Here is a 15,755-nt window from a genome sequence, read left to right as displayed (position 1 = left end):
AAACTATAAGAATGAAATTAACTAGTAGCAATCATTAAAAAGAGCAATGAAAGGAATAACAAGAAGACACCAGGCCATAACCAAAAGGCGTAGCTCTGTTTGCCGACTTGGGATAATTTCAGATAATCTGTTTTATTTTTGGAAAAAGCTTTCTTCATGGAGTATTGAAAATGGTCAAAGAAACCAGAAGCAAATACCCATAAAAAACCGCCAATGATCAAAAAGAACAGCGCCCACAAGAAAAGGGCATCTGAAAGAGCTGCTATGGAAAATTCATTTTTTATGGCTAACCATCCGCCAGAAATTGCGAGGCATAGGAGGGGTATGAGCCCACTACTTTTTTTTATTTTCATGATCTGACTCCTTTTTAATGATTCGTACTATGTTAATTTACATAATTATTGAATAGAAGTCAAAATACTTAAGGGGGAAACTGCGTGAACAGCTTTTTGAAATATTTATTGAAACGAGTGTTCTACATGGTCTTAACATTATGGCTGATTGCCACGATCACCTTTTTCTTGATGCAATTTTTGCCAGGAACACCATATACGAATGCTGAAAAATTAAGTCCAGAACAAATTGCCTTGCTAAATGAGCAAGCAGGATTGGACAAACCGATCATTACCCAATATTGGCTTTATTTGACCAATTTACTAAAAGGTGACTTTGGGATCTCTTTCCAATTTAAAAACCAGCCAGTTGCGAATTTATTATCAGGAAGAATCGGACCTTCACTGCAACTAGGACTACAAGCGATCATCTTTGGTACGTTCTTTGGGATCATTTTAGGAACGATCTCAGCGATGAAGCAAAATACTTGGATCGATACAACGTCTACCTTAGTGGCGATCTTAGGACGTTCGATCCCTAACTTTGTCTTTGCCGTGTTGCTGCAATACATTTTTGCCATCAAACTAGGGATCTTACCGATTGCTAAGTGGGAGACCTTTGCCAGCACGATCCTACCGACCGTCGCCTTGGCGATGTCGCCGTTAGCGGATTCCGCCAGGTTTATTCGAACCGAGATGGTGGAAGTGCTGCATAGTGATTATGTCGAGTTGGCACGAGCAAAAGGGTTGAGCCGCTGGGAAATTGCCTTCAAGCATGGTTTGCGAAATAGTTTGATTCCGTTATTGACGCTGTTAGGACCGCTAGCTGTCGGTTTGATGACGGGTTCTCTTGTCGTAGAAAATATTTTTGCGATCCCAGGTATCGGTGAACAGTTCGTAAAATCAATCATGACCAATGACTATCCAACGATCATGGCGGTAACAATTCTTTATTCCGCGATGTTGGTCTTTGTTATTCTTGTTGTTGATATTTTATATGGAATCGTTGATCCGCGGATCCGAGTTTCAGAAGGGAGTCGTGGCTAATGGCAGAGAAACCTTACACAGCAAATGATGTTGCTGCCATCGATGCAGCCAAATTTCAACCGTTACAAAAAAATACCAATGAAGAGCGTGAAGCGATCGCAACCCCTTCATTAACGTTTTTCCAAGATTCATGGCGTCGTTTGAAAAAGAACAAAGCCGCTGTTTTCTCAATCATTTTGCTGCTGATCATTATCGCGATCTCAATCATTACGATTTTTGTCTCGCCACATGATCCAACCGCGCAAAATGTAACCTTTACAAATCTGCCACCGAAAATTCCCGGTATCAACATCAATGGCTTAAACGGCTATGCGATGGTGGGAGGCGAGCTAGTAGATAAGTATGCAGCTGCCAATGTTCCTGACGGGACGTATTTCCTTTTAGGAACGGATGGATTAGGTCGTGACTTATTGAGTCGTCTATTCGTAGGGACACGTATCTCCTTATTGATTGCGTTTATCGCAGCGATGCTAGATATCATCTTTGGTGTAACCTATGGCTTGATCTCTGGTCTTTTAGGTGGACGGATCGATAATGTGATGCAGCGTTTCCTAGAAATCTTATCTGGTATTCCCAACTTAGTGGTAATGATCTTGATGCTGGTGGTTTTTGAACCTGGGATCTTCTCGATCGTGGCAGCAATGGCGATCACTAACTGGATTCCAATGGCGCGGATCGTACGGGCCCAAACGATGAAACTAAAAGATCAAGAATTCGTTTTAGCCGCAACGACGCTGGGTGAAAGTCGCCTCAAGATTGCGATGAAACACGTATTACCGAATATTTCCAGCGTGATCATCGTACAAATGATGTTCAGTATTCCCTCGGCGATTTTCTTCGAGGCCTTCCTAAGCTTTATTGGGCTAGGATTAAAACCACCTTCAGCATCTTTAGGGATGTTACTAAGCGATGGCTACAAAACCTTCTTGTTCCTGCCTTACCAAATGTGGGTACCTGCTGTGACCTTGTCTGTGATTATGATTGGGTTCAACTTGCTGGCAGACGGTTTGCGTGATGCCTTTGATCCGAAAATGAAAGAGTGATTGCTATGAAAAAAGTCTTAGAAGTGAAAAACTTAGAAATTTCTTTTGACACCTTTGCTGGGAAAGTCCAAGCGATCCGTGATGTCAGTTTCGATCTATACAAAGGAGAAACCTTGGCGATCGTGGGCGAATCTGGGAGCGGAAAGTCCGTGACGACCCGCAGTATCATGGGGTTGTTAGCCAGCAATGCCAATGTCGATAATGGCCAGATCCTCTTCAATGGGACGGACATTTTAAAAAAATCCGAAAAAGAACTGCAAAAAATCCGTGGCAAGGAAATCGCCATGATTTTCCAAGATCCAATGACTTCCTTGGACCCAACGATGCCGATTGGCAAGCAAGTGGCAGAATCATTGATGAAGCACAACAAAATCAGTAAAAAAGAAGGCTTGCGACAAGCGTTGGAACTATTGAACCTTGTCGGCATCCCGAATGCTGAGAAACGCTTGAAAAATTATCCGCATCAATTTTCAGGTGGTCAGCGGCAGCGGATCGTCATTGCGATCGCGTTGATCTGTTACCCGCAGATCTTGATTGCAGATGAACCAACGACTGCATTGGATGTAACGATCCAAGCACAAATCTTAGAGTTATTAAAAGATATCCAGAAGAAAATCAATTCGTCTATCGTCTTCATTACTCATGACTTAGGGGTCGTTGCCAATGTGGCGGATCGGGTGGCCGTGATGTACGGTGGGAAAATCGTCGAAGTGGGGACCGCAGAAGAAATCTTCTATAACCCGCAACATCCATACACCTGGGGCTTGTTAGGTTCGATGCCGACGTTAGAAGGAACAGGCGATCGCTTGTACGCGATTCCTGGTTCACCTCCAGATTTGTTAGATCCGCCAACAGGCGATGCTTTTTATCCACGGAACGAATTTGCCTTGCAGATCGATGCTGAACAGCAACCGCCATTCTTTGACGTCTCACCGACGCACAAAGCGGCCACTTGGCTGTTAGCGCCGCAAGCACCGAAAGTGACTCCGCCGGATGAGATCTTGATTCGCTGGAAAAAATTCCAAGAAAAAAATACTCAGGCATCTGTCTAAAGGAGGAGAAACGGTTGGAAAAAGTTTTACTTGAAGTAAAGAATCTCAAACAATATTTTAACGTTGGCCGCAAAGACGAAGTCAAAGCCGTCGATGATATCTCCTTCCAAATCTATGAAGGAGAAACCTTTGGTCTAGTCGGTGAATCCGGAAGCGGAAAATCGACGACTGGACGGACAGTGATTCGTTTGAATAACCCTACCGGAGGCGAAGTTCTTTTTGATGGACAAGATGTTATGAAAATCAAAGGCAAGAAACCACTGGCTGATTTTCGTCGAGAAGTTCAAATGGTCTTCCAAGATCCTTATGCTTCCTTGAATCCACGGATGAAAGTTCGGGACATTATTGCCGAAGGGATCGATATCAACGGATTAGCCAAAAATGAAAAAGAACGCAATGATCGGGTGGATGAACTTTTGCGAACCGTCGGACTAAACCCAAGTCACGGGACCCGTTATCCTCATGAATTTTCAGGTGGACAACGTCAGCGGATCGGGATCGCCCGCGCGTTAGCTGTCGATCCAAAATTCATCATCTGTGATGAACCGATCTCGGCATTGGATGTTTCGATCCAAGCCCAAGTCGTCAACTTGCTGCAAGATCTGCAAGAAGAACATAAATTGACGTACTTGTTTATCGCCCATGATTTATCGATGGTCAAACACATCAGCGATCGGATCGGCGTGATGCACAACGGCAAACTGCTAGAAGTAGGCACCAGCGATGAAATCTATCATTACGGGGTCCATCCGTATACTGAAAGTCTTTTATCAGCGATTCCGCTGCCAGATCCTGACCATGAGCGTCAACGCAAGCGGATCAAATACGTCAGCGAACCAAACGATAACCAAGAACGAGCAATGGAAGAGATCGCACCAGGACATTTCGTTTATGCCACGAAAAAAGAAGCCAAGATCTATCAAGAAAAGTTAGCACAAAAAAAGGGGAACTAGCGTCAAAGGTATAGGGAGTGTTAGGAGGAGATGAAACTGGGTGTTTTAAAAGCATACAAATTTCGGATCTATCCTAATGGACAGCAAAAACAGTTTTTCATCGAAACCTTCGGCTGTGTGCGTTTTACGTACAATCAACTGCTGGAGGCAAAGATGGAGGAGCTGGCCAACAATGAAGCAAAGCAAGGGTTGACGCCAGCCAAACTAAAAAAGGAGTATCCTTTTTTGAAGGAGACCGATAGTTTGGCATTGGCAAATGCACAACGGAATCTGGACCGAGCGTTTCGAAATTACTTTCAAAAGCGGGCTGGCTTTCCAAAAATGAAAACCAAAAAAAGTATCTGGCAATCGTATACCACCAATAATCAGCAGCACACCATTTATTTTGAAGACGATCAAATCAAGCTGCCAAAGCTTAAAACATTGGTTCCCGTAAAAAAGCATCGGGCGATCAAAGGGAAGATCAAATCGGCAACGATCTCAGCAAAAAACAACGAAGAGTTTTACATCTCGATCCTTTGTTTGGAAGAGATCCCGCCATTGCCGAAGCAGCAAGCCTCTGTCGCTGTTGTTTATGATCCGCAGCAGTTGGTCAAAGCCAACCAGCCAGTCCCCATCACCTGTGAACATGCTATCCAAACGAAGCAAAAGCTGACGCGAGCAGAACGCAAACTTCAGGTGAAAGCTACGGCGGTCAAACGGAAAAAAATCCTTTTGACTCAGGCGCGAAATTATCAGAAGCTAAAAGGAAAGGTCGCTCGCCTTTATCGTTTTCACTGCTGTCAAAAGCGGGAATTCATCGATCAAGTCAGCTACCATCTCGTAAAACAGTACGATACGATCTATTTGGAACAAATCGCTGAAGATACGGTTTTAAAAGCTGGTCATTACAGCATCAGTGATTGGCATCAATTCGTTCGCAAAATCCAGTACAAAGCGCAGTGGTACGGCAAAGAACTGCGTTTTGTCACGTTGGATACGCAAGACCAACAGAAGCTAGAACGGCTCTCAGGCGAAATGAGCAGCTGAGCCGCTTGAACTGGAAGGAACGCCAGGGATCGCCTAGGGTATAGAAAAAATCTTTCTGATTTTTGTTTCTAGGAACCACGTTCACTAATTATGATTAACCAGCAACCCCCTGCCAAACTACGGTCTGACAGGGGGTTGTATTTTTTTACATTTTGTCACCTAAAAATGCGTCATTTAAGCGATAGATCTTTGAGGGACGCCCGATACCGACGGGCTTTTCGCCAACTTCCGTAAAATATTGGAGCATGGATTTTTTAAAGTTGGAATGATCGATCATTTTAAAATCGATCCCTAAAAACTTGGCGAATACTTTACGGGCTTCCGTGATCGTAAAGTCTTTGCCTAACACGAGCAGCACTTGTGGCTCGTGCTCCATCTTGTTGGCAACCCGTTTGAAAGCTTTGAGGATGATCGCGCTGTGGTCAAAAGCCAACGTATCTTTTCCAACAGAGGCGCCAGTCACTAGGTCAAGAATGATCTCGATCTCGCCGCTGGTCAAATAAATTTGATTGGCTTTTCTTTCTAAAGAGAACCAGCGTACTTGGTTCGCATCGTCACCGGCACTTAAGGGTTCTTCACCGATAAAAGCCAAATAGCTGACGGTGATCACCCAACCGCGAGGATCGCGATCTGGGGTGCTGAAGGTATGCAGCTGTTCGATGTTTTGCTTGGAGATGGTGACCCCGATCTCTTCTTGCGTCTCACGGATCACACTTTGCCCTGTCGATTCATTGGGATTGACGAAGCCTCCCGGCAATGCCCAAGAATTACGGAAAGGGTGGCCTTTTCTTTGGATCAGCGCAATTTTTAATTGTTCCTCTTCTTTGTTGTAACACATCAACACCATATCGACGGTTACGGAAGGTTTCTCGTATTTCGGCTGATCTTGCGCCTGATACCATGTAAGAAACTCTGCTTCTGACGCTTCTTTTTCATAGTAGTGTTTTTCAGCTGATTTTGAGGTAAATTCTTTCATTGGTTTCTCCTGCCTTAGATAAAGTAAGTAGCTGAACGCGACGGTTTTCCTTAACGGAAAAAATAAGGAACGATCAAATTAAGGAAAAATAATGCGAGATAAAGCCAAGAAGATGGCGGGTGTTCTTTGAGTGCTGAATAGCCCCAAAGAGCGATCCAGAGCAAAAAAAGCACACGGAGGACTGCCATCGCTGTTGCAAAGAGCGCAGCATAATCATGGCTATTGAAGTACGCAAACAAAAAGGGGTAACTTGTGGTTGAAAAAAGCAAGTGTCCCACAGAAAGCACAGTTAAAAGCAAAAAATGCTGTTTGTTTTTTCGAGTCATAGCGTTCCTTTCTATAAGTGAAGTCTTCCTCATTATAGCAAAAGAAGTACCTGTTTATCAAAGAGCGACTGTAAGAAGCTTTTTCAGATCCTTTTTCTCAAAAAAAGCAATAAATGACTAGAAATGCTGCTGAAAAGGCACGAAAATAGGTATACTAGAGGAAAGAAGGAGAGCCGCAGAGAATTCTTTCGAGAGGGGGAAAAAAGGTGAAGACGATCAAGTTTCTCGTTTTTCTATTGCTGTTGTTGATCATTAGTGGCTGTACCCGTTCCAGTCAGCTGCAAGAGCAGCCAACGGATTTGATGGTTGGGCAAAGTGTCAATTGAATTCCTGCCGATACGTTTATGGGGCCCCCATTCCCTCAACAAGCAACCCTTCGTCTGGAAGTGGAAACCAGCACAGCAACTTCCGGACGCTTCAAACTGTACAATCATTCCGATCAGAGGGTGATCTATGACAACTATTTTGCAGTGGATGTTTTCGAGGGGGATGAATGGCGGGAACTCCTTTTTAAAGAAGACGTGGTTTTTCAAGACATCGGTCTTTATGCCTCTGCCCACAGTCAAACAACTTTACTAATCAATTGGTCGGAGTATTTTGGCACCTTGTCGAAAGGAACCTATCGCTTGATCAAAGAAGTGACCATTGAAGAAGAGGGACCACAAACGCTGATGATAGAATTTATGATCGAATAATCGCTAGTTGCCGCTTGGAAGACACAAAACGATCAGAAAAAGAAGCAACTCCCTCACTAGCACCCTTTCTATCTAAGCAAGATTCTTCCCCTAGAACATTGAAGTGAACGGCTATCTGCGCTATGATAACTAGTAGAAAAGAAATGCTCAAATCTGCTGCTTTATTTGCTGCGTGTTAAGGACCAAAACGATTCCTTTGTTCCTTGTAGACCATGGAAAAAGGTCTTAGGTTATCCGCTTTTTTGATTAAAATTATAGCATTTTTGGGTTGCGAACTGTATACTACCTAAGTATACACTTTACTAGTGAAAAGGAGGACTTGCGTCCATGGCTGAAAAAGAAACATTCTATATTACGACGCCAATTTATTATCCAAGCGGCAAGCTACATATCGGGAATTCTTACACGACGATCGCTTGTGATGCGGTAGCACGATACAAACGATTGATGGGCTTTGATGTCTTTTATTTGACGGGTGTCGATGAGCACGGTCAAAAAATCGAGAAAAAAGCAGAAGAACTTGGCGTAGATCCGCAAGAATACGTCGACAAAATGGCAGCTGACGTCAAGAAACTATGGAACACACTAGACATCAGTTACGATAAATTTATCCGCACAACGGATGATTACCATAAAAAAGCCGTTCAAAAAATCTTCCAGCAATTGCTTGATCAAGGAGATATCTATCTTGGTGAATATGAAGGGTGGTATTCCGTTTCTGATGAAGAATACTTTACTGAAACGCAATTAGCAGAAGTTTATCGAGATGAAGAGGGCAAAGTCATCGGCGGCAAAGCGCCAAGCGGTCATGAGGTAGAATTGGTGAAGGAATCTTCTTATTTCTTCCGCATGAGCAAATACGCCGATCGTTTGGTTGAATACTATGATGAGCACCCAGAGTTCATTCAACCAGAATCACGTAAAAATGAAATGCTGAATAATTTCATCAAACCAGGCTTAGAAGACCTGGCTGTTTCCAGAACGACCTTTAAATGGGGCATCCCAGTCACTGCTAGCCCTGAACACGTGGTGTATGTGTGGATCGATGCGTTATCCAACTATATTACGGCATTAGGCTATGGCTCAGACGACGATTCCTTGTTCCAAAAATACTGGCCAGCTGACGTGCATATGGTTGGGAAAGAAATCGTGCGTTTCCATACAATCTATTGGCCAATCATGCTGATGGCATTAGACTTGCCATTGCCGAAAAAAATCTTTGGTCATGGCTGGTTGATGATGAAAGACGGCAAGATGTCGAAATCTAAAGGCAATGTCGTTTATCCAGAAATGTTAGTGGAGCGCTACAGTTTAGATGCGTTGCGTTATTATCTATTACGGGCGGTTCCTTTTGGTAGCGATGGTGTATTTACACCAGAAGATTTCGTTTCTCGTTTGAACTACGATCTAGCCAATGACTTAGGCAACCTGTTGAATCGGACGATCGCTATGATCAATAAATATTGTGATGGCTTAGTCCCAGATTATGCCTCAAAAGTGACGCCTTTTGATAGCGAGCTGTCAACGACTGCGGCCAATGTGGTTGGTCGTTACCATGAAGCCATGGATAAAATGGAATTCAGTACGGCATTGTCAGAAGTTTGGACATTGATCTCCCGTGCCAACAAATACATTGACGAAACTCAACCATGGGTATTAGCCAAAGAAGAAGAAAAGCGTGCTGAATTAAACAGTGTAATGGTTCATTTAGCGGAAAGCTTACGCATCGTTGCGATCTTATTGCAACCGGTGATGACAGAAACACCAGCCAATATTTTCCAACAATTAGGACTGGCTTCTGTTGCCATGGATCTGAAAGATTTACGCTTTGGTGAATTTCCAAGCGGCACGAAAGTCGTTGCCAAAGGCACACCGATTTTCCCTCGTTTGGAACTTGAAACAGAAGTAGCCTACATCCAAAAGAAAATGGCTGAAGGGACGCAAAGTCCAGAAGAAACAGTCAAATGGAATCCAGAAGAAACCACATTGCAATCCGAAAAAGCCGAGATCAAATACGAAGACTTCGACAAGATCGAATTAAAAGTGGCAGAAGTCGTTGACTGTCAAAAAGTCAAAGGCGCCGACAAGTTGCTGCAATTCCGCTTAGCTGCGGGAGATGATCAAGATCGTCAAATTTTATCGGGGATCGCTGAATTTTATCCAGAACCGCAAGATTTGATCGGTAAAAAAGTCGTGATCGTTGCTAACTTGAAACCGCGGAAAATGCGGGGACAAGTCAGCCAAGGAATGATCCTTTCAGCAGAAGACAATGACGGTCGTCTGCAAATCGTGGAAGCACCAAAAGGCATGCCAAACGGCTCGATCATCGCCTGATTCTTAGGAGAAATCCTTCTGCTAGTTTCAGCAAAAATAAAATTGCCAGACCTGAAAAGTTTTTGTATAATGTAGGTTATTGACATGAACATGAGGGAGTAATTGGCGGATTTCATCTGCGGCAGTATCACCATCCTGAAAGAAATTTCTGGTGCTGTCTTAAACAGTGAGACTTATGTATGCTTACACAGTGCATACATAAGTCTATTTTTTTTCATATCATGTACAATAAAGGAAGAGTAAATATAAAAGGAGGAGAAACATGTCAGAAGAAAACAAAAAGGAACAGCTATCGCAGGCGTTTTATGCGCAAGAAGCGCAGCATGTTCTGGAAGAAATGCAAACAGATGCCAATGGATTAACGAACGATGAAGCACAAAAACGCTTATCTGAGTATGGTCCCAACGAATTAGAAGAAGGCAAAAAGAAATCGATGGTACAAAAATTCTTTGAACAATTCAAAGATTTGATGATCATCGTTTTGCTAGCGGCGGCGATTATCTCAGCAGTCGTTTCCCATGAAGTCGTGGACTCAATTATTATTTTAGCAGTTGTCATTATCAACGCGATCATGGGTGTCGTTCAAGAGGCGAAGGCGGAGCAGGCGATCGAAGCACTAAGAGAAATGTCTACACCAAATGCCAATGTGTTGCGTAATGGTCATACCGTCACCATCAAGAGCGATGAATTGGTGCCGGGGGATATTGTCCTGTTAGAAGCTGGCGATGTCGTACCGGCAGATTTACGCCTTTTAGAAGCAAGTTCTTTAAAAATTGAAGAAGCTGCTTTGACCGGTGAGTCCGTACCAGTCGAAAAAGAATTGACCGTCATCGAAGGGACGGATGTCGGGATCGGCGATCGCGTCAATATGGCGTACTCAAACAGTAATGTGACCTATGGCCGCGGAAAAGGGGTCGTGGTCAATACAGGGATGGGAACTGAAGTTGGGAAAATCGCTGGCATGCTGGCTAGCGCCCAAGAAACCGAAACACCGTTGAAGCGTAACTTAAATGAACTAGGAAAATTCCTGACGATCGCCATCATTATCATTGCAGTGGTCATGTTCTTTGTTGGAACGATCTTTAACAATACCTCATGGGTCGACATGCTATTGACGTCGATCTCATTAGCAGTAGCGGCGATCCCAGAAGGGCTACCAGCGATCGTAACGATCATCTTAGCCTTAGGTACGCAAGTAATGGCGAAACGAAATGCAGTGATCCGTAAATTACCAGCGGTTGAAACCCTTGGGGCAACCGATATTATCGCTTCTGATAAAACTGGTACGTTGACCTTGAATCAAATGACTGTGGAAAAATTGTATGTCAATGACAAGCAACATGCTGCTTCAGAAGATATTCCGTTAGACAACATGGCATTAAAAGTCATGAACTTTGCCAATGATACAAAATTTGGTGAAGAAGGCAACTTGATCGGTGATCCGACCGAGACCGCATTGGTGCAATTCGGGATGGATCAAGGATTCCATGTGCGGGATCTTGTCAATCAAGAACCACGGGTAGCAGATCTGCCATTTGATTCTGACCGAAAACTTATGAGTACGATCCACCAACAAGAAGACGGTCGCTATTTAGTTGCTGTCAAAGGCGCACCAGATGTCTTGCTGGGCAGAACCTCAAAAGTACTATTGGACGGCCAAGAGCTGCCGATGACCAATGAAGAAAAAGAAAAAATCTTATTCAACAATACCGATATGGCGAAACAAGCACTGCGGGTATTGGGGATGGCCTACAAATATGTAGACCAAGTGCCAGAAAACTTAGAATCAGAAATCGTCGAAAATGATTTGGTCTTTGCTGGCTTAGTCGGAATGATCGACCCAGAACGGGCAGAAGCAGCCGATGCGGTACGTTTAGCCAAAGAAGCTGGGATTCGTCCAATCATGATCACCGGAGACCACCGCGATACAGCTGAAGCCATTGCGGGACGTTTAGGGATTATCAAACCGGGCGATGATGATGCCGTCTTGACTGGCGCTGAACTCAATAAAATGAGCGAAGAAGAGTTTGCCCAAAAGGTAGCGAACTACTCAGTCTATGCACGGGTATCACCGGAACATAAAGTTCGGATCGTCAAAGCTTGGCAACAAGAAGGCAAAGTCGTTGCCATGACTGGTGACGGGGTCAACGATGCACCATCACTGAAGCAAGCCGATATTGGTGTCGGCATGGGGATCACAGGTACCGAAGTTTCTAAAGGTGCTTCCGATATGGTCCTAGCAGATGACAACTTCGCTACGATCGTCGTAGCAGTGGAAGAAGGACGAAAAGTCTTCTCCAATATTCAAAAAGCGATTCAATACTTGCTAGCCGCTAACCTAGGGGAAGTTTTGACCTTGTTCTTAGCAACTTTGTGGGGTTGGGACTCGCTATTGCCGATCCACTTGCTTTGGATCAACCTAGTAACGGATACCTTCCCAGCAATTGCTTTAGGAATGGAGCCTGCTGAAAAAGATCTAATGAAACATGCACCGCGGGGACGCAGTTCCAACTTCTTCTCTGGTGGTGTGATGAGCAGTATCATCTACCAAGGGATCTTAGAAGCGGCAACCGTGCTGTTCGTTTATTGGTCAGCGATCCAATGGCCCGTTCACAATACGTACGATGCGATCCATGCCGATGCCTTAACGATGGCCTTTGCCACGTTAGGATTGATGCAGTTGTTCCATGCCTTCAACGTCAAATCGATCCATCAGTCGCTCTTTAAAGTAGGGGCATTTAGAAACAAAGCCTTCAACTGGGCGATCCTGTTGTCCTTTGCGTTGATGCTGGTGATCTTCATCGTGCCAGGATTAAATGATATCTTCCGTGTTGCACACCTTGACTTGTATCAATGGGGCATCGTTTTAGGCGCCTCCTTTGCGATCATTCCAGTCGTTGAGATCGTCAAAGCGATCCAACGAGCAATGGGACGCAAATGAGCCAAAAATAAACGGAAAAACAATCAATGGTCTGCTGTCCTTCTCCCTGGGCAGCAGGCCTTTTTTGCTGGCTTATTTTCGATAAACCCTGCGGCTGTTACTTGACCTTTTCATTTGCAGTAAGAAACGGTAAAATAGGAGATAATAACAAAGAAAGTAGGGGACCCACTGTGCGACCAAACTTAGGTTTTTATGTACAAACAATCAACGATCTTGTCAAAGAAACAGAAGCGATCGGGGAGAAAATGAATCCCAATTATGAAGAGATCCGCAAAGCGATCGACGAGAAGAAAGAAGCCGAGGTAACACCTGAGCGGCTAGCTGAGATTACCAGAATTTTTAAAGAAGGCACGGACAAATACCGCTTGATGCTGGAAAAAATCAGCAAATTGCGTCCCCCAGCGAATGTGATGGGGATCCATAAAAAATTCGAACGGGCGTATATGAAATATGTTGCTGGCTGTGATGAGATGATTTTGAGTCTGGATAACAAAATCGACCAAGAAGCATTTGATGCGGCAGAAGCCAAACAAGATGAAGCAACGGACGAAATTTCTTTTGCCATCCAACGGATGACGGCTTTATTGTTAAAAAAATGATAAACATTCAAGTTAAACAAGAGTTATTTAATTTAACTGTTATGTTTTTCACATGTAAAGTTTTTTTATCGGAGGTATAATGAATTCACAACCAACAACCTTTTTATTTTTCATTTTACTCCTTTTGCCATCAGGACTAACCAACCTGATGGTTTTTTTGTGTTTCAAGTGTTTTTTAATGTAACGTTTCCAGCGATAACGGGTTTAGTTTGTGAATAAAATATAAAGGAAAAGCAGCAGGGGGTACTGAACTTGCGCTTTTTTGCCGATCAATGCTATACTTAGGGCACTATTAAACGAAATGAGGGATCCTCCATTGAAAAATTAACCAATTTGTTGAAAGCTGCATGAAACTGTTCCTCCAAGGGGATAGTCTGCAGATTTTCAGGATTGGTTGACTTTTTCGATGGGGGATCTTTTTGTGTACCTCTAAAAACTGATTCTGAAAATAACTTTAGGTCTACTCTATTCCGTGAATAGAGACGAGGTATATTTATGTCGAATATCAGTATTAATCATTTAACTTTTGGCTTTGACAGCCAAGAACGGTTGCTTTTTGAGGATGCCAACTTGAACCTTGATACACAATGGAAATTAGGGTTGATTGGCAGAAATGGTCGCGGCAAAACGACCTTGCTGCGTTTGCTGCTCAATGAATTGCCTTATAGCGGCTCGATCACCCATGAGCAGCAATTCGTTTATTTTCCCTTAACCGTCTCTGACGATCAGCAACTGACGCTTTTTGTTTTACAGGAATCTGGCGAATTTGAACAGTGGCGTTTGGAACGGGAATTGAACCTGCTACAACTTGATCCAGAAGTGCTTTGGCGGCCCTTTGCCACTTTATCTGGCGGCGAGCAAACGAAAGTCCTATTGGCGCGGTTGTTCGTTGATGAAGAGAATTTTCCTTTGATCGATGAACCGACCAACCATTTGGATGTGACCGCTCGCGAACATGTTGCCCGCTATTTGCAGCAAAAAACCGGGTTTATCGTTGTGAGCCATGATCGACAGTTTGTCGATGAAGTCGTCGATCATGTATTGGCGATCGAAAAAAGCCGCTTGGTGCTGTACAAAGGGAATTATTCAGTCTATGAGCTGCAAAAGCAGCAAAAAGATGCGTATGAGCAAGAACAAAACAGCAAGTTGAAAAAAGAAATCGGTCGTTTGAAGCAGACGGCAGCCGAGAAAGCGGAGTGGTCCCGAGGACGCGAACGGGACAAATTAGGGTCGCCGACCAAAAAAGGCAGCGGGGCAATCTATGATACGGGGGCGATCGGTGCCCGAGCGGCACGGACCATGAAGCGCTCGAAAGCGATCGTTAAACGGATGGAAGATCAAATTCAAGACAAGTCTGCGTTGTTAAAAGACATTGAGTGGATTGATCCTCTGAAAATGACTCCGCTTGTTAGCCATCATGATGTGTTGCTGGAAGCAGAGCATTTTCAGCTTGGCTATGAGCAGCCTTTGTTTAAACCGCTGACGTTTGCGATCCGTCAAAAAGAGCGCTTGGGGATTCAAGGGGCCAACGGATCTGGCAAGTCCAGTTTGATTGCGAGTATTTTAGGTACTTTCGATGGACAGCAGTCAGGGACGATCAAAACAGCCCATGGGATCACCATCAGTTATGTCCGACAAAACTACGAGGACAACTGTGGGATGCTGACAGAATTTGCCCAAGAGCATGGCTTGAATTATCAAGATCTGCTAAATAACTTAAAAAAGCTTGGCTTGGAAAGAGCTGTCTTTCAAACGCCGATCCAGCAAATGAGCATGGGGCAGCGTAAACGCGTGGAACTAGCCAAATCATTAGCAACACCAGCAGAATTGTTTATCTGGGATGAACCGCTAAATTATTTGGACGTCTTCAATCAGAAGCAATTAGAGGAAGTGATTCATTTGGTGGAGCCTTCTATGCTGATCATTGAACACGACCGTTATTTTCTTGAGCAAGTTTCAACGAAATTGCTGACGCTAACGATCGATGAAGTCGAATAACTGAAGGAAAAAAAGGACGATTGTTTTCTTTGGAAAAAACGCCTTTTTTTTGTTATTTTAATCAGAGAAATACTGGCTTTTTTAATAAACAATTAATAAGGTGTTTTTTGATAAAAAAGAAGTGTAAAAATAGTGTTATTATACACAGCTACGTATATTTGATAAAATTCATTCATTTTTTCATGAAAATTTTCGAAAATTGAAGAAATGTTCGGGATTAGCGGGTAGATTTCCCTTTGAGTCACTCATCGTTTTCTCATTAAAAGGTAAATTAATTAAAAATTCTTTCATAATTCCCATTGGTTTTTACAAAACATTTACAATAATGGTATCGAATAAAAACATTCGTTTGTTATGATTAAAATCGAATTTCTTTGAGCGTTTGACCGAAACATCAAGAGTTCGTTTTTTTTGTGACTTGAAATGCCAG

The 15,755-nt window shown here is 43.5% G+C and carries 13 protein-coding genes; 10 read left to right on the top strand and 3 right to left on the bottom strand.

What is annotated here, in order from left to right; genetic code table 11:
- Positions 1-17: 17 nt before the first annotated feature.
- Positions 18-353, bottom strand: a complete 336-nt coding sequence (locus ECA1_RS01505) for a DUF3899 domain-containing protein (RefSeq protein ID WP_005227990.1) — start codon at positions 351-353, stop codon at positions 18-20.
- An 84-nt stretch (positions 354-437) separates the two neighbouring features.
- Between ECA1_RS01505 and opp3b the strand changes: the two genes are divergently transcribed.
- Genes opp3b through ECA1_RS01480 form a run of 5 tightly spaced genes read left to right on the top strand, consistent with a single transcriptional unit; the run spans position 438 to position 5,456 of the window.
- Positions 438-1,379 carry an oligopeptide ABC transporter permease gene (gene opp3b, locus ECA1_RS01500; protein WP_005227991.1) on the top strand — a complete coding sequence of 314 codons (942 nt, stop codon included), beginning with the start codon at positions 438-440 and terminating at the stop codon, positions 1,377-1,379.
- Positions 1,379-2,422 (top strand): ABC transporter permease, encoded by a 1,044-nt coding sequence (locus ECA1_RS01495; RefSeq protein ID WP_005227994.1) that lies wholly within the window; start codon positions 1,379-1,381, stop codon positions 2,420-2,422. The genes opp3b and ECA1_RS01495 overlap by 1 nt, the downstream gene beginning before the upstream one ends.
- Positions 2,422-3,474 carry an ABC transporter ATP-binding protein gene (locus ECA1_RS01490; protein ID WP_216593164.1) on the top strand — a complete coding sequence of 351 codons (1,053 nt, stop codon included), beginning with the start codon at positions 2,422-2,424 and terminating at the stop codon, positions 3,472-3,474. The genes ECA1_RS01495 and ECA1_RS01490 overlap by 1 nt, the downstream gene beginning before the upstream one ends.
- Before the next feature lie 14 nt (positions 3,475-3,488).
- Complete coding sequence (locus ECA1_RS01485; RefSeq protein ID WP_005227998.1) at positions 3,489-4,427, top strand: ABC transporter ATP-binding protein; 939 nt, start codon at positions 3,489-3,491, stop codon at positions 4,425-4,427.
- 30 nt (positions 4,428-4,457) lie between these two features.
- Positions 4,458-5,456: an RNA-guided endonuclease TnpB family protein gene (locus tag ECA1_RS01480; protein WP_016609882.1), complete on the top strand. Its 999-nt coding sequence runs from the start codon at positions 4,458-4,460 to the stop codon at positions 5,454-5,456.
- Positions 5,457-5,601: 145 nt separating this feature from the next.
- Here ECA1_RS01480 and ECA1_RS01475 read toward each other — a convergent pair whose 3' ends face one another.
- Positions 5,602-6,432: an NUDIX domain-containing protein gene (locus ECA1_RS01475; protein ID WP_005228002.1), complete on the bottom strand. Its 831-nt coding sequence runs from the start codon at positions 6,430-6,432 to the stop codon at positions 5,602-5,604.
- Between the two features lie 50 nt (positions 6,433-6,482).
- A complete protein-coding gene (locus tag ECA1_RS01470) occupies positions 6,483-6,758 on the bottom strand; it encodes a hypothetical protein (protein WP_005228003.1) in 276 nt (91 codons plus the stop codon).
- 344 nt (positions 6,759-7,102) lie between these two features.
- Here ECA1_RS01470 and ECA1_RS01465 point away from each other — a divergent pair, with 344 nt between their 5' ends.
- The 5 genes from ECA1_RS01465 (at position 7,103) to abc-f (ending at position 15,325) form a co-directional block, all read left to right on the top strand.
- Complete coding sequence (locus tag ECA1_RS01465) at positions 7,103-7,453, top strand: immunoglobulin-like domain-containing protein (protein ID WP_228077329.1); 351 nt, start codon at positions 7,103-7,105, stop codon at positions 7,451-7,453.
- Positions 7,454-7,780: 327 nt separating this feature from the next.
- The gene (gene metG, locus ECA1_RS01460) at positions 7,781-9,787 is read left to right on the top strand and encodes a methionine--tRNA ligase (protein WP_005228005.1); all 2,007 of its coding nucleotides are present in this window, start codon (positions 7,781-7,783) and stop codon (positions 9,785-9,787) included.
- Between the two features lie 262 nt (positions 9,788-10,049).
- Entirely contained in the window at positions 10,050-12,728 is a 2,679-nt protein-coding gene (locus ECA1_RS01455) for a cation-translocating P-type ATPase (protein WP_016609880.1), read from the top strand.
- A 170-nt stretch (positions 12,729-12,898) separates the two neighbouring features.
- Positions 12,899-13,327 (top strand): hypothetical protein, encoded by a 429-nt coding sequence (locus tag ECA1_RS01450; RefSeq protein WP_005228008.1) that lies wholly within the window; start codon positions 12,899-12,901, stop codon positions 13,325-13,327.
- A 495-nt stretch (positions 13,328-13,822) separates the two neighbouring features.
- Positions 13,823-15,325 carry a ribosomal protection-like ABC-F family protein gene (gene abc-f / locus ECA1_RS01445; protein ID WP_060791543.1) on the top strand — a complete coding sequence of 501 codons (1,503 nt, stop codon included), beginning with the start codon at positions 13,823-13,825 and terminating at the stop codon, positions 15,323-15,325.
- Positions 15,326-15,755: the final 430 nt, after the last annotated feature.

The sequence above is a fragment of the Enterococcus casseliflavus NBRC 100478 genome (assembly GCF_001544095.1).
GTDB lineage: Bacteria > Bacillota > Bacilli > Lactobacillales > Enterococcaceae > Enterococcus_D > Enterococcus_D casseliflavus.
The sequence above is the reverse complement of the archived record's forward strand: the minus strand, read 5'-3'. Positions and strand labels throughout refer to the sequence as shown.